This is a genomic window from Stenotrophomonas nitritireducens, from assembly GCF_050984405.1.
GTDB classification, from domain to species: Bacteria; Pseudomonadota; Gammaproteobacteria; order Xanthomonadales; family Xanthomonadaceae; genus Stenotrophomonas; species Stenotrophomonas nitritireducens_B.
Genome location: NZ_CP158790.1, coordinates 2,699,579 through 2,713,246, shown reverse-complemented (window position 1 = coordinate 2,713,246; position 13,668 = coordinate 2,699,579). Strand labels below are relative to the sequence as shown.

Genomic DNA, 13,668 nt, shown 5'->3' with positions numbered 1-13,668 from the left:
GCTTCTTCTTTCCGGGTGTCGGCGAGCGCGTCATGGCGAATGCGGACGGCGGATGCGCGGGCTGGCGATTGCCGTGGCGTTCGGGCGGCCCCGGTCCTGGCGCTTGCCGTGGCTGGCCGGCGACGGGCATTGCCACGCCTTTGAACGAACGCAGCCACGGAAAAGACGGCGGACGTGAGCTTCGGCAATCGGCTATCGTGAGCCCCTTTCACCTGCCTTCCGGGCGCCGACGCATGCACGTGATCTTGAGGGTTGTTCGAAACAGGCGGTGGTTTGACGGCGTCGTGCTGTCCGCCGCGCTCCTGGCCGCCGGTTGCGCGGCCGAGCGTGCGCCGGCAACGGATCTGGGGGCGGATATCGACCAGGTCGCCGCGACGCTGGTCGAGCAGCCCCTGCTCCATTCGGCCTCGATCGGCGTCGTATACCGCGACAGGGAATTCATCCGTCACCGCGGCGACATGGAAACCGGCAAGCCGGGCCCGCCGAGCGATGCGACGCTCTACGAAATCGGTTCGTTGAGCAAGACCCTGGCGGGAACCCTGATGGCCCATGCCGTCCTGGAGCGCCGCGTGGGCCTGGACGACGATGTCCGCATGTACCTGCAAGGGGATTACCCGAACCTGCAGTACAAGGGCGAACCCATCCGCATCCGCCACCTGCTGTCGCATACCGGCGGCCTGCCGAACATGCTGCCGGAACGCGCGAACACGGTGCTGGCGGACTTCACCGACCCGCGTACGCCCGGCGAACTCAATGCCATCTATGCCGGCTACGGCAAGGCGGATTTCTTCCGGGACCTGCATGCGGTCCAGATCCGCCAGGCGCCGGGAAAGGACTACGCCTACTCCAGTACCGGAACCGAACTGGTGGCCCATGTCCTGGAAACGGTCTACGGGAGCGGCTACGAGTCGCTGCTGCGTGGATTCTTCCGCGATTCGGCGGCGATGACCGGGCTTGGAATCAGGCTGGACGACGCGCAGGCGGCCCGTCTGGCGGTCGGCTATCACAGCGACAACCCGGTGCCGACCACGCCGATGCCGCAGTTGCCCTGGGGTGCATCCGGAAACGTCAAGGCGACAGTCCCGGAAATGGTGAAGTACCTCCGGTTCCAATTGGCCGGTGGGCCCGTCGTGACGGAATCGCATCGCACCCTGGTCCAGTTCGATCCGGAGTTCAGCATCGGCTACTTCTGGAACATCGTCAGTGGCGACCGCTTGAAGGGCGTCTACTATGCCCACCATGGCGGCGTGCCGCGCTCGCAGTGCTACATCTACATCATTCCGAAGTACGACCTGGGCGTGTTCGTCATCACCAACCAGAGCGGCGACCAGACCGCCCGCGCCATGGAGACGGCGATAGATTCGCTGGTCGAACGGATCGCCGCGCGGGAGAACGCCACGGGGCAGGGGGTGTCCCGATAGCGGCGGAAAGCGTGGTCGCTTCCCTGTCCGATGGCTCTGTCGGGGATTGTCGTCCTTCCGCATTCAAGCCGACGTGGCCCGGCGGCGCGGCTTGATCCGGATATCGCGGATGGCAGTGGTTAGCCGAACCCGCCGATGGCATCAGGCGCTTGCCTCGAATGCCGCGTGATAGCTCACTTCGGCGGCAGGTACGCCTTCGGCCAACGGCAATGCCTGGAAATACTCCGCAGGCACGCCGGGCAGTACCAGGCGGTCGCAGGCCCTGAACCCGAAGCGCGCGTAATACCCCGGCTCACCCAGCAGCACGCAGCCCGCACCGCCCATCGCCTTGAGCCGTTCGATGGCTGCGGCCATCAGCGCCGAGCCGATGCCGCGCCCTTGCCGGTCCGGACGCACCGAGATGGGGCCGAGCCCGTACCAACCGGACTGGCCGGTAGACAGCGTGACCGGCGACACCGCGACATGGCCCACCAGGTCGTTTCCGTCCAGCGCCACCAGCGAAACGCTCAGCTGCCCGGCCTTGCGCAGCGCGGCCACGATGAAGTGCTCGGTATGGCTGGTGTGCGGCGCGTCGGCGAACGCGGCTTCGGTGAGGCGGGCGATCGCGTCCACGTCGCCTGGGTTTTCGTTACGGACAAGAAGGTTCATGGATTGCCTGGGCTAAGTTCAGGGGGCGGTTGCCGACGTGGGTATGGGGCGTTCTGGCGAATCTGTTCTGTACGAATCGACCCTTTCGCAACATGTGATCCGTTCCTTGACGGCTGTCGGGAGGCGGAGGAGGCGTCTGGATACCCTATGGCTGGCGCGGAGCGGCATTCCGATGACCCCCGCGCTTGCGGTACGCGATGGTTCGCCTCGTCACATCGTGCACGATGAAAGAGCCTATGGTGTCTAGAGGTGGAGCACGTCCGTGCTCAGGATATTCCCATGAACTATGAAGAAGCGCGGGCTGATCTTGATGATCTGGTGCTGGAGATGATGGACTTCGGTCGCGGGTGGTCGCAATCCCAGCGCCTGGACAAGCTGCGCTCTCTGGCCATTCTGGCCCGGCGCGCGATGAGCGCCGCATCCGGCTCATCAGGTGAATGGGAGTACAGGAACAGCATCGAGTCGCTCCTGGGCAGGATGGAGCGTGCCATGGCGATGGCTGTTCCGCCGGATGCTCCTCGCAACCGGTTCGAGACCGAACGCGGGGGCCATCGATGAGGGACATGCGCAGCGGATCCCATGCCTCGACAGGAAGCCACGGGGTGCCCGGTGACGGCATGGCTGTCCTGCGGGATCGCGACTTCGTCGATGTGGTCCGCGAACTCGCCTATTGGAGAGACCGGTTCACGACGGGCGCACTCATTGCCGACAGCTTCCACAGGGACTGCGGGCCGGTGATCAAGATCGCCTGCGATATCTATGTCCGCAGCCCTCACGGCTCGCGCTCTGCCTGGCTGAGGGACCTGGATGCGCGTCTTTCCGGCGGTGCGGATTCCCGCCAGCGGAAGGTCTACAGCCAGATCGCGGAACTCTGCTGGAATCGTCTTCTTCCCTGAGCCGCGCATTCACCTGCCATCCCCGGAAAGCACCGCGCGGTAACAGTACGTGGCGCAGGCTGCGCTTGCGATGATTCCATCGCAATGGAGTAGAAGATGAACAGTCCCAGTGTGACAACCGGCACCCAGAGCCCGCAGGAACACGACTCCAAGCGTGCGCCGGGCGCGCCACAACAGAACGACAACGACCGCAAGGATGCCCAGCCCAGGGAAGGCAAGGCCGACGAGGGCGACAAGCCCCAACAGAAGTAGCACTTCTGTTGTCAAAGGTAAGGAGGGCTGCGCGAACACGCGCAGCTTTTCCCTAAGGAATGATCGCGCATGGACACGGAGGCGGAAGCAAAGGCATTGATGGCGAGGATCGGCCGTCGACTCCGGTCTCCCGTGGACGATAACGACGGCGTGCTGCAGGCGCTGCGGAAGCGGCAGCCCAGTGGGGAAGGCATGCTCGCAGTGCCTGTGCCTGGAGCTCGAAGCCCTGATCGACAAGCACGCATGCAAGGTTTGAACCGGGCTTCATGCCGAACGGACTGCGCTGGAAACCCTTCGCCCCAAAGGGTTTCCGCAGATTCAAGATCGACGAGGATTGCACGGCCGCATTCATCGAAGATCCTGACAGAAAGCGGGCGTGGCTTCCCCACCGTCATGGGGGCATGGACCGATCCGCTCTGCGGCTGTAGGCCGCGTGCGGCCATTGCCGCGACACACCCGGCATGGCATGGCCCGGGCAATCGGGCGCCACCTGTCTGGCTTGGCGGCCGCGCGCTTCATGAATGACTCTCCATTGGCGAATGAACATGCACACTGTGGACACCAGGCAACAATTCATCGGCGAATGGAACGTATGGGAAGAGGCCAGTTTCGCCGTTTTCCGCTTCTCGTTGGCGGGAAACGGGTTGTCTGTGGCCTTCATAGATGAAGAGGAGGGCATGGAGAACGCCATAAGCGAGATCCGCTGGAATCCTGATGAACCGGCACTCTGCTTCACCGTGCAATGGATGAAAGGCCCCACTCATCGATACCGGATTTCGCCCGATGCGGAAGGCAATACCCTGGAGGTTTCGATCACCGCCAGCTGGGTGGAGACCTGGGCGCCGATGCCGGTATTCAAACCTCATTGAGACCTGTCATGCCGGCGGGAGTGAATCCGGCGGTATCCGCAGGCGGGGATGGGGCGGTCCAGTGATCGCGGTTTCCAGCGTGCGCTCCCGGCTCTCTTCCTTGAAGCTCCCGTCCAGGGAGCTGAGGGAACTTGCCAGGAGGCAACGCCATGAAGGGAATAAATCTGTAACTGGAAGGTCCGGAGCATGAAATGCGCGCCCGGTGAGGTTCTTCTCGAAGCAGAGCGTCTCCATGGGTCGGACCCGGGACCGTTGGAGATGGAGGTGCAGGGGGGGCGCCAATGGCAATCTGGCCAGGCAGGCCGACCGGACAGGCGTTCGCTGCAAGTTCTGCGGCTCGGAAATCCCCTGGGCCCTGATGGTCGGTTGAAGGGCAGGCTTCCCGGAAGGGAGGCATGCACGACCTGCCGGATACCGATCGATCACGCCGCGCTTACGAGTGCAGACGTCAGATACCGGAAACGACCGGGAGTACTGCCATGCTGGACGGATGGGTGGACCGCAACCGCGATGGACTGATCCTGCTGGCGCGGATTCTTCTGATGGTGCTGTTCGTGGTATCGGGCTGGGGCAAGCTGACCGATTTCCAGGGCACGGTCGGCTACATGGCGTCGCTGCACGCCCCGCTGCCGCAGGTGGCGGCCGGGGTGGCGGTATGCATGGAGTTCCTGGTCGGCATCGCGCTGCTGCTGGGGCTGCAGGTGCGTCTGCTGGCGCTGCTGTTCGTCCTGTTCGTACTGGGCACCGGCGTGCTCGGCCATGCGTTCTGGGGCATGGAGGGCGCCGAGCGCGCCATGAACATGACCCAGTTCCTCAAGAACCTGTCCATCGCCGGCGGGCTGTTGCTGCTGGCGGTGACCGGTGGCGGGCGTTACGCGGTGGCTGGTCGGCCACATTGAGGACATCGGTCAGGCTGTGCCCCGGCATGCCGGGAAACGACTGCATCCCATGAAGGCCGCGCCGGTCCGCCGGTTGCGCCGTTCCACCATGGCAGCACCGCAACGCGGGCAAGCTTCGGCCGCATGGGGGAGCGCGGTGCTGGCAGGCTCCTGCATGACGTTGGCTGGCGGCGTGGCCGATGCCGGCTGTGCCGCGCGGATCATCGCCAGCATCTGTTCGCCGGTGACGAGTTCGATGGGTTTGTCTGCTGCGAAGGCGGCCGCAGCTTGGGTATAGCTGCCGGTGGTGACGATCTTGACCGCGTCCGCGTCGTGGTGGACGAGCAGGCCGTACATTTCGCGGACGACGGCTACGCCAACCTGTTCGCGCCGCCACTGTTTGCATTGCACGAGGGTGCGGCAGCCATCCTTGAACAGCAGCAGGTCGATACCGCCATCGGGTCCAGCGTGGTGGTTTTCCTCGACGGCGTAACCCTGCCGGCGGAAGGCTTCACCTACCAGACGTTCGAAATTGCGCCAGCCGGTCGCCGACAGGCTCTCCAGATCGGTACGGGTATCGAGCAGGCGCTTGCGGTTGCTGCTGCGGATCGCCGAAACGAGGGCGCCCAGCAGGCAGGCGCCGAGCCACAAGAAGGCCAGAACGCCCATCAGCGGAGAAAACATGCCGGCCAATGGTCCGGCGTTGTCTAGCCACGCAGGAAATCCGAGGCGGATCACCAGAAAGCCGACGATCCCGAGGGCGACGCCTACTGGCCATCGTAAAGCGGCCATGGCCTCCATCAATCCGTTGTTGCGTCGTCTGCGTCCCATGCCTATGCCCCTTGCGTCCATGCATGAAGATAGCAGGCCGAAACGCCTGCATCGCGGTGGCGGCCGCCAGAGCGGGCCGCCACGGAGTCGCATTGATCAGCCCAGAATCCCCGGCAGATCCAATCCCTTTTCCTTCGCGCAGTCGATGGCGATGTCATAGCCGGCGTCGGCGTGGCGCATGACGCCGGTGCCGGGGTCGTTCCACAGCACGCGGGCGATGCGCTGGTCGGCGGCCTGACTGCCATCGCAGACGATGACCACGCCGGAGTGCTGGCTGTAGCCCATGCCCACGCCGCCGCCGTGGTGCAGGCTTACCCAGGTCGCGCCGCCGGCGACGTTGAGCATGGCGTTGAGCAGCGGCCAGTCGGACACGGCGTCGCTGCCGTCCTTCATCGCTTCGGTTTCGCGGTTGGGCGAGGCGACGCTGCCGGAATCGAGGTGGTCGCGGCCGATCACCACCGGCGCCTTCAGTTCGCCGTTGCGCACCATCTCGTTGAAGGCCAGGCCGAGCTTGTGGCGCAGGCCCAGGCCGACCCAGCAGATGCGCGCCGGCAGGCCCTGGAAGCTGATGCGCTCGCGCGCCATGTCCAGCCAGCGGTGCAGGTGCGGGTCATCGGCGATGATCTCCTTCACCTTGGCGTCGGTCTTGTAGATGTCTTCCGGATCGCCGCTCAGCGCCACCCAGCGGAACGGGCCGACGCCGCGGCAGAACAGCGGACGCACGTAGGCGGGCACGAAGCCGGGGAAGTCGAACGCATTCTTCAGGCCCTCGTCGAAGGCCATCTGGCGGATGTTGTTGCCGTAGTCGACGGTCGGGATGCCGGCGGCGTGGAAGGCGAGCATGGCTTCCACGTGCACGCGCATGGCGGCCTTGGCGGCGTCGCGCACCTTCGACGGGTTGGCCTTCTGTTCGGCCAGCCACTGCTCCACCGTCCAGCCGATCGGCAGGTAGCCGTGCACCGGATCGTGGGCGCTGGTCTGGTCGGTGACGCAGTCCGGGCGCACGCCGCGCTTCACCAGTTCCGGCAGGATTTCGGCGGCGTTGCCGAGCAGGGCAATCGACCTGGCTTCGCCGGCGGCGGTGTACCTGGCGATGCGCGCCAGCGCGTCGTCGATGTCGGTGGCCTGCTCGTCCACGTAGCGGGTGCGCAGGCGGAAGTCGATGCTGCTCTGGCGGCATTCGATGGTCAGGCTGCTGGCGCCGGCCAGCGAGGCGGCCAGCGGCTGCGCGCCGCCCATGCCGCCAAGGCCGGCGGTGAGGATCCACTTGCCGGCCAGGCTGCCGCCGTAGTGCTGTCGGCCCATCTCGACGAAGGTCTCGTAGGTGCCCTGCACGATGCCCTGCGAGCCGATGTAGATCCACGAGCCGGCCGTCATCTGGCCGTACATCATCAGGCCCTTTTTATCGAGCTCGTTGAAGTGCTCCCAGTTGGCCCAGTGCGGCACCAGGTTGGAGTTGGCGATCAGCACGCGCGGCGCGTCGGGATGGGTGGGGAATACGCCGACGGGCTTGCCGGACTGCACCAGCAGGGTCTGGTTGTCGTCCAGGCGCTTGAGCGTTTCCAGGATCCTGTCGTAGCTCTCCCAGTCACGCGCGGCGCGGCCGATGCCGCCGTAGACCACCAGCGAGGCCGGGTCCTCGGCCACTTCGGCGTCGAGGTTGTTCTGCAGCATGCGGAACGGTGCCTCGGTCTGCCAGGACCTGCAGTTGAGGGTGTTGCCGCGCGGCGCGCGCGGGCTGCGGGATGGATCGTGGCGGGTGTTCATGTGTCTGCTCCTGGTGAAGAGTCCGCACATGGATGTGCGGGCTTTTGCGAGGGAATCGCACGCATGGCAAAGTCCAGGCAGGCGCGCAGTACCTGTTGCAGGGTGTCGCGCACCGGGGCGGCGTGAGTGGGGTCGTAGGGCGTGGGCCAGCTGTGCTCGTCCACGTCGGCCGGAGCGGGCTCGTGCATGTAGCCGCGGCAGCCCAGTTCCATCTGCAGGGTGTGCACGCCGCCGGGGATGTCGCTGTAGTGGCGGGTGATCCAGCCGCCCTTGAAGCGGCCGTTGCGCACATGGCCAAGACCGCTCAGCGCGCACAGGTTCTCGACCACGTCGGTCAGCGCGTTGTCGCAGGAGGTATCCGGCTCGCCGGTCGGGCCGGCGCTGCCGATGTTGAACTGCGGTAGTTCGCCGTCGAACAGGTGTGGGATGCGCGAACGGATCGAGTGCGCGTCGTAGACCACCACGGTCGGGTGGCGCTGGCGCAGGCGCGCGATCTGCGCGGCGAGCGCGGCGTGGTAGGGCGCGAAATACGTGTCGCGGCGGCGCGCGATCTCCGCTTCGTCCGGTTCGTGGCCGGCGCGGTACAGCGGCTGGTTGTCGAAGGTGGTGGTCGGGCACAGGCCGGTGGTGTTCTGGCCCGGGTACAGCGAGGCGCCGGACGGGTCGCGGTTGACGTCGATCACCGAGCGCGAGACCGCGGTGCGCACGGTGGTGGCGCCCAGCTCGCGGGCGAAGGCATACAGCTCGTGCACCCACCAGTCGGCATCGCGCCGCGCCAGCCACGGCGAGACGAAATGGCCGGCAAGCTCGTCGGGCAGCTCGGTGCCGGTGTGCGGGAAGCTGACGATCAGCGAGGCGTCGCCTTCGTGGATCTGCAGCCAGTCGGGATGTGAGTTCATCGCGTGCCTTGGTTGTTGGCAGGAGGAAGCTGTTTCCTTCTCCCTCCGGGAGAAGGTGGCGCGAAGCGCCGGATGAGGGGCGAACGGAGCCGGCGGTGTCTGGACCATCGGGACTCCGTTCGCCCCTCACCCCAACCCCCCTCCCGATGGGAGAGGGGCTCAAGCACTTACTGGATCGTCTCTACCTGCGGCAGCACGCCTTCCAGCCCCGCGGCCAGCGCGCCACTGCGCACCAGGTCGGTGGCGGCCACCATGTCAGGGTGGAAGTAGCGGTCGTCCTGCAGCGTCGGCACCTGCGCGCGCAGGGTGGCGCGCACCTGCTCCAGCGCGTCGCTGGAGCGCAGCGGGGCGTGGAAGTCGCAGCCCTGCGCGGCGGCCAGCAGTTCGATGCCGACGACATTGGCGGCGTTCTCCGCCATCGCCAGCAGGCGGCGCGCGCCGTGCGCGGCCATCGACACGTGGTCTTCCTGGTTGGCCGAGGTCGGGATGGAATCGACGCTGGCCGGATAGGCGCGCTGCTTGTTCTCCGACACCAGCGCCGCGGCGGTGACCTGCGGGATCATGAAACCGGAATTCAGGCCCGGCTTCGGCGTGAGGAAGGCGGGCAGGCCCGACAGCGCCGGATCGACCAGCATGGCGATGCGGCGTTCGCTGATCGAGCCGATCTCGCACACCGCCATCGCCAGCATGTCCGCGGCGAAGGCCACCGGCTCGGCGTGGAAGTTGCCGCCGCTCAGCGCTTCGCCGGTATCGGTGAACACCAGCGGGTTGTCGGAGACGCCGTTGGCCTCGATCTCCAGCGTGGTCGCCGCCTGGCGGATCACGTCGAAGGCCGCGCCCATCACCTGTGGCTGGCAGCGCAGGCAGTACGGGTCCTGCACGCGCACGTCGTTGTCGCGGTGCGATTCGCGGATCGCCGAGCCCGCCATCAGCGTGCGCAGCGTGGCGGCGGTGGCGATCTGCCCGCGCTGGCCGCGGATGCCGTGGATGCGCGGGTCGAACGGCGTGTCCGAGCCCTTGGCCGCTTCCACCGACAGCGCGCCGGTGACCAGCGCGGCCTGGAACACGGTCTCGATCTCGAACAGCCCGGCCAGCGCATAGGCGGTGGAGTACTGAGTGCCGTTGAGCAGGGCCAGGCCTTCCTTGGCGCCGAGCGTCAGCGCGGTCTGGCCGATGCGTGCCAGCGCATCGGCGGCCGGCATGCGCACGCCATCGACGAAGGCTTCGCCGACACCGATCATCACCGAGGCCAGGTGCGATAGCGGCGCCAGGTCGCCGGAAGCCCCGACCGAGCCCTGGCACGGCACCACCGGTACGAAGTCGTGCTGCAGGAACGTCTCCAGCAGCGCCAGCGTCTGCGGACGGATGCCCGAGGCGCCCTGCGCCAGGCTGGTGAGCTTGAGCGCCATCATCAGCCGCACCACGCTGGCCGGCATCGGCTCACCGACACCGGCGGCATGCGAGAGCACGATATTGCGCTGCAGGGTTTCCAGGTCCTCGCGCTCGATGCGCACGCTGGCCAGCTTGCCGAAGCCGGTGTTGATGCCGTACACCGGCTCGCCCTTGGCGACGATGGCGTCGACCACCTGCGCGCTGCGCAGCACGGCGGCCTGCGCCGATGCGTCCAGGCGCACGTGGGCGCCGCGGTAGACCTGGCGCCACTGGGCCAACGGAACGTGGCCGGGGCGAAGCACGAGCGGGGAATTCATCGGGTTACTCCAGGTTCTCAAGGATGGGGGCGGGGCATGCCCGCAAGGGTTTGGGATTGCGCGGACGCGGGGCCGCGCCGCGTGGGGTCTGCCGGAGGCAGCCCCGGGCCTACGGTGTCTGTTGCCCGCGGAACACGCGCGCGTGCAGCGGGTTGAAGCCCATGCGGTAGACCAGGTCGGCCGGCGCGTCGATGTCCCAGATCGCCAGGTCGCAGTCCATGCCCGCGGCGAGCCGGCCGACGCGGTCGAAGCGGCCCAGCGCACGCGCCGCTTCGCGGGTGAAGCCGGCGATGCATTCATCCACGGTCATGCGGAACAGCGTGGCGGCCATGTTCATCGCCAGCAGCGGGCTGGTCAGCGGCGAGGTGCCGGGGTTGCTGTCGGTGGCCAGCGCCAGCGGCACGCCGGCGTCGCGCAGTTGCTGGATCGGCGGCACGGTGGTGTCGCGGGTGAAATAGAACGCGGCCGGCAGCAGCACGGCGACGGTACCGGCCGCGCGCATCGCGGCGATGCCGGCGTCGTCCAGGTGTTCGATGTGGTCGGCCGACAACGCGCCATGCCGCGCCGCCAGTTCGGCGCCGTGCTGGTTGCTGAGCTGTTCGGCGTGGATCTTCACCGCCAGCCCGTGGCGGCGCGCGGCGGCGAACACCTGCGCGGCCTGCTCGGTCGAGAAGGCGATGTTCTCGCAGAACACGTCCACCGCCTCGGCCAGGCCTTCGCCCGCGACGGCCGGGATCATGACCTCGCAGACCTCGTCGATGTACTCCTGCGCCTGTCGGCCCGGCGGCACCGCGTGCGCGCCAAGGAAGGTGGGTACCACCTCGACCTTGCGCAGCTGTTCCAGCTGCCTGGCGACGCGCAGCTGCTTGCGCTCGTCGTCCAGCGTCAATCCGTAGCCGGACTTGATCTCGATGGTGGTGATGCCTTCGGCCAGCATCGCGTCCAGGCGGGGCAGGGTGGCGGCGACCAGCGCGGCGTCGTCGGCATCGCGGGTGGCGCGCACGGTCGAGACGATGCCGCCGCCGGCGCGGGCGATGTCGGCGTAGCTCACGCCGTGCAGGCGCTGTTCGAATTCGTTGGCGCGGTTGCCGGCGTAGACCAGGTGGGTGTGGCAGTCGACCAGGCCGGGGCCGATCCAGCGGCCGCCGCAGTCGATGCGGTGGGCGGCGTCGAAGGCCGGCGCGGTGGCGGCGGGACCGGCATGCACGATGCGCCCGTCGCGGGCGGCGACCACGCCGTTGCGCACGATGCCGAGGCCGCCCGCGGCGTCGTCGAGCGTCATCAGGTGGGCGTTGTGCCAGACCGTATCGCAGTGCATGTGCACCCTTCCGCGTTTATTTGTATATACAATAATCACCACCCACCGAGAGTGTCCAGTGATGGCGAACGAGGTTTCCAGTCCGGTCCGTTTCCACGCCGCGCAGGCCCTGCTGCCGCAGGGCTGGGCGCAGGCGGTGAGCATCGAATGCGCGCAGGGCCGCATCGTGTCGGTCACCGCCGATGCGCCGGCCGAACCGGGCGCGCAGCCGCTGGGCGTGGTGGTGCCGGGGCTGGGCAACCTGCACAGCCACGCCTTCCAGCGCGCCATGGCCGGCCTGACCGAGGTGGGCGGGCGCTCGGGCGACAGCTTCTGGAGCTGGCGCGAGCTGATGTACCGCTTCCTGGACCGGCTGACCCCGGACGATTTCCAGGCGGTGGCCGAGCAGGCCTACATGGAGATGCTGGAATCGGGCTTCACCCGCGTGGGCGAGTTCCACTACCTGCACCATGCGCCGGACGGCCAGCGTTATGCCGACCACGCCGAAATGGCCGGCCGCGTCGCCGCGGCGGCCGCCGGCACCGGGCTGGGCCTGACCCTGCTGCCGGTGTTCTACGCGCACAGCGATTTCGGCGGCGCCGCGCCGCTGCCGGCGCAGCGCCGCTTCCTGCACGACGTGGACGGTTTCGCCGCGCTGCTGGACGGCTGCCGCCAGGCGCTGCGCGCCATCCCGGACGCGGTGCTGGGACTGGCGCCGCACAGCCTGCGCGCGTGCACGCCGCAGGAACTGCAGGCGTTGCCGGCGCTGGTGGACGGACCGGTCCACATCCATATCGCCGAGCAGGTGCGCGAGGTCGAGGCCTGCCTGGCCTGGAGCGGGCAGCGCCCGGTGCAATGGCTGCTGGGCAACATGCCGGTGGACGGGCGCTGGTGCCTGGTGCACGCCACCCATCTGCAGGACGACGAAGTCCGCGGCCTCGCCGACAGCCGCGCGGTGGCCGGGTTGTGCCCGGTCACCGAGGCCAACCTCGGCGACGGCCTGTTCCCGATGCGCGAGTTCGTGCGCCACGGCGGGCGCTTCGGCGTCGGTTCCGATTCCAACGTGCTGATCGACGCGGCGGAGGAGCTGCGCCTGCTCGAATATGGCCAGCGGCTGGCGCTGCGCGGGCGCAACGTGGTTTCGCCGGGCGAACTGTCCAGCGGCCGCTGGCTGTACCAGCAGGCGCAGGACGGGGCCGCACAGGCGCTGGGCGTGGCGCCCGGCCTGGCCGTCGGCGCGCCGGCGGACCTGGTCGAACTGGATGCCGCGCATCCAGCGCTGCATGGCCGCGCGGGCGACGCGCTGGACAGCTGGGTGTTCGCGCGCGCGCGCGGCGGCGCGGTGCGTTCGGTGTGGCGCAACGGCCGGCAGTGGGTGCGCGACGGCCGTCATGTGCGCCGCGACGACGTAGCCGCACGCTATCGGGCCGCGTTGCAGCGGATACTGGGCTGACTCCAGGCAGGATTCACGAGTGAAGGACAAGAAGGCGCCCAGCCTCAACCAGCGCATCCGCGGCGACATCGAAGGCCGCATCCTCAGTGGCGAGTGGGCGCCGGGCTTCCGCATTCCCTACGAGCACGAGCTGATGGCGCAGTACGGCTGCTCGCGCATGACGGTGAACAAGGTGCTAACCGCGCTGGCCGAGAGCGGCATGATCGAGCGCCGCCGCCGCGCCGGTTCGTTCGTCGCGCGGCAGCCGCCGCACCTGGAACAGGTGGCGCTGGAGATTCCCGACATCGCGCTGGCGGTGAACGAACGCGGCCACCGCTACGGGTTCCAGCTGCTGGAACGGCAGCAGCGCCGCGCCGACGCGGCGGTGGCGGAGGAAGTGCGGCTGGTGGGCGAAGGCGAGCTGCTGGCGATGCGTTGCCTGCACTTGGCCGATGGTCGGCCGCTGGCGCTGGAGCGGCGCCTGATCAATCCCGAAGCGGTGCCGGAAACGCTGGCAGTGGACTTCTCCACCCACGCCCCGGGCAGCTGGCTGCTGCAGAACGTGTCGTGGACGCGCGGCCAACACCGCATCAGCGCGGTGGCCGCCACCGCCGCCGAGGCCGCGCTGCTGGACGTGCCGGTGGGCACCGCCTGCCTGGTCATCGACCGCCAGACCTGGCGCGGCGAAACGCCGATCACCTGGGTGCGGCAGAAGTTCCTGGGCGATGCCTACGACCTGATCGCGCGCTTCGCGCCGGGCAACCGCTGA

Annotated in this window: 14 protein-coding genes; 8 read left to right on the top strand and 6 right to left on the bottom strand. The window is 67.9% G+C overall.

Features of this window, described 5'->3' with window-relative positions; genetic code table 11:
* Positions 1 to 233: 233 nt before the first annotated feature.
* Positions 234 to 1,421, top strand: a complete 1,188-nt coding sequence (locus ABTV91_RS12025; RefSeq protein WP_433851653.1) for a serine hydrolase domain-containing protein — start codon at positions 234 to 236, stop codon at positions 1,419 to 1,421.
* Positions 1,422 to 1,562: 141 nt separating this feature from the next.
* Here ABTV91_RS12025 and ABTV91_RS12020 read toward each other — a convergent pair whose 3' ends face one another.
* On the bottom strand, positions 1,563 to 2,069 hold the full coding sequence (locus tag ABTV91_RS12020; RefSeq protein ID WP_433851652.1) for a GNAT family N-acetyltransferase: 507 nt from the start codon (positions 2,067 to 2,069) through the stop codon (positions 1,563 to 1,565).
* A gap of 279 nt (positions 2,070 to 2,348) precedes the next feature.
* Between ABTV91_RS12020 and ABTV91_RS12015 the strand changes: the two genes are divergently transcribed.
* The 5 genes from ABTV91_RS12015 to ABTV91_RS11995 all read left to right on the top strand — a co-directional run bounded on the left by ABTV91_RS12015 (position 2,349) and on the right by ABTV91_RS11995 (position 4,985).
* Positions 2,349 to 2,627, top strand: coding sequence for a hypothetical protein (locus tag ABTV91_RS12015; RefSeq protein WP_433851651.1), 279 nt, complete (start codon positions 2,349 to 2,351; stop codon positions 2,625 to 2,627).
* Positions 2,628 to 2,632: 5 nt separating this feature from the next.
* Positions 2,633 to 2,965 carry a hypothetical protein gene (locus ABTV91_RS12010; protein ID WP_433851650.1) on the top strand — a complete coding sequence of 111 codons (333 nt, stop codon included), beginning with the start codon at positions 2,633 to 2,635 and terminating at the stop codon, positions 2,963 to 2,965.
* 96 nt (positions 2,966 to 3,061) lie between these two features.
* Positions 3,062 to 3,217 carry a hypothetical protein gene (locus ABTV91_RS12005; RefSeq protein WP_433851649.1) on the top strand — a complete coding sequence of 52 codons (156 nt, stop codon included), beginning with the start codon at positions 3,062 to 3,064 and terminating at the stop codon, positions 3,215 to 3,217.
* A 539-nt stretch (positions 3,218 to 3,756) separates the two neighbouring features.
* Positions 3,757 to 4,086, top strand: coding sequence for a hypothetical protein (locus tag ABTV91_RS12000; RefSeq protein ID WP_433851648.1), 330 nt, complete (start codon positions 3,757 to 3,759; stop codon positions 4,084 to 4,086).
* Positions 4,087 to 4,565: 479 nt separating this feature from the next.
* Positions 4,566 to 4,985 (top strand): DoxX family protein, encoded by a 420-nt coding sequence (locus ABTV91_RS11995; protein ID WP_433851647.1) that lies wholly within the window; start codon positions 4,566 to 4,568, stop codon positions 4,983 to 4,985.
* Positions 4,986 to 4,994: 9 nt separating this feature from the next.
* Here the strand turns inward: ABTV91_RS11995 and ABTV91_RS11990 are convergent, their stop codons facing one another.
* The 5 genes from ABTV91_RS11990 to hutI all read right to left on the bottom strand — a co-directional run bounded on the left by ABTV91_RS11990 (position 4,995) and on the right by hutI (position 11,488).
* The gene (locus ABTV91_RS11990) at positions 4,995 to 5,795 is read right to left on the bottom strand and encodes a restriction endonuclease (protein ID WP_433851646.1); all 801 of its coding nucleotides are present in this window, start codon (positions 5,793 to 5,795) and stop codon (positions 4,995 to 4,997) included.
* 96 nt (positions 5,796 to 5,891) lie between these two features.
* A complete protein-coding gene (gene hutU / locus ABTV91_RS11985; RefSeq protein WP_433851645.1) occupies positions 5,892 to 7,562 on the bottom strand; it encodes a urocanate hydratase in 1,671 nt (556 codons plus the stop codon).
* Positions 7,559 to 8,461: an N-formylglutamate deformylase gene (gene hutG / locus ABTV91_RS11980; protein ID WP_433851644.1), complete on the bottom strand. Its 903-nt coding sequence runs from the start codon at positions 8,459 to 8,461 to the stop codon at positions 7,559 to 7,561. The genes hutU and hutG overlap by 4 nt, the downstream gene beginning before the upstream one ends.
* Positions 8,462 to 8,628: 167 nt before the next feature.
* Positions 8,629 to 10,170, bottom strand: a complete 1,542-nt coding sequence (hutH, locus tag ABTV91_RS11975; RefSeq protein WP_433851643.1) for a histidine ammonia-lyase — start codon at positions 10,168 to 10,170, stop codon at positions 8,629 to 8,631.
* A gap of 109 nt (positions 10,171 to 10,279) precedes the next feature.
* Entirely contained in the window at positions 10,280 to 11,488 is a 1,209-nt protein-coding gene (gene hutI / locus ABTV91_RS11970; protein WP_433851642.1) for an imidazolonepropionase, read from the bottom strand.
* Positions 11,489 to 11,549: 61 nt separating this feature from the next.
* Here hutI and ABTV91_RS11965 point away from each other — a divergent pair, with 61 nt between their 5' ends.
* On the top strand, positions 11,550 to 12,920 hold the full coding sequence (locus ABTV91_RS11965) for a formimidoylglutamate deiminase (protein ID WP_433851641.1): 1,371 nt from the start codon (positions 11,550 to 11,552) through the stop codon (positions 12,918 to 12,920).
* A 19-nt stretch (positions 12,921 to 12,939) separates the two neighbouring features.
* Entirely contained in the window at positions 12,940 to 13,668 is a 729-nt protein-coding gene (hutC, locus tag ABTV91_RS11960; RefSeq protein ID WP_433851640.1) for a histidine utilization repressor, read from the top strand.

Excerpts from the sequence above, each read along its gene's own strand:
- ABTV91_RS12005 (WP_433851649.1), top strand. The coding sequence starts at position 3,062 with ATGAACAGTCCCAGTGTGACAACCGGCACCCAGAGCCCGCAGGAACAC.
- ABTV91_RS12025 (WP_433851653.1), top strand. The coding sequence starts at position 234 with ATGCACGTGATCTTGAGGGTTGTTCGAAACAGGCGGTGGTTTGACGGC.
- ABTV91_RS12000 (WP_433851648.1), top strand. The coding sequence starts at position 3,757 with ATGAACATGCACACTGTGGACACCAGGCAACAATTCATCGGCGAATGG.
- hutG (WP_433851644.1), bottom strand. The coding sequence starts at position 8,461 with ATGAACTCACATCCCGACTGGCTGCAGATCCACGAAGGCGACGCCTCG.
- ABTV91_RS11965 (WP_433851641.1), top strand. The coding sequence starts at position 11,550 with ATGGCGAACGAGGTTTCCAGTCCGGTCCGTTTCCACGCCGCGCAGGCC.
- ABTV91_RS12015 (WP_433851651.1), top strand. The coding sequence starts at position 2,349 with ATGAACTATGAAGAAGCGCGGGCTGATCTTGATGATCTGGTGCTGGAG.
- hutU (WP_433851645.1), bottom strand. The coding sequence starts at position 7,562 with ATGAACACCCGCCACGATCCATCCCGCAGCCCGCGCGCGCCGCGCGGC.
- ABTV91_RS12010 (WP_433851650.1), top strand. The coding sequence starts at position 2,633 with ATGCGCAGCGGATCCCATGCCTCGACAGGAAGCCACGGGGTGCCCGGT.
- ABTV91_RS12020 (WP_433851652.1), bottom strand. The coding sequence starts at position 2,069 with ATGAACCTTCTTGTCCGTAACGAAAACCCAGGCGACGTGGACGCGATC.
- ABTV91_RS11990 (WP_433851646.1), bottom strand. The coding sequence starts at position 5,795 with ATGGGACGCAGACGACGCAACAACGGATTGATGGAGGCCATGGCCGCT.
- ABTV91_RS11995 (WP_433851647.1), top strand. The coding sequence starts at position 4,566 with ATGCTGGACGGATGGGTGGACCGCAACCGCGATGGACTGATCCTGCTG.
- hutH (WP_433851643.1), bottom strand. The coding sequence starts at position 10,170 with ATGAATTCCCCGCTCGTGCTTCGCCCCGGCCACGTTCCGTTGGCCCAG.
- hutI (WP_433851642.1), bottom strand. The coding sequence starts at position 11,488 with ATGCACTGCGATACGGTCTGGCACAACGCCCACCTGATGACGCTCGAC.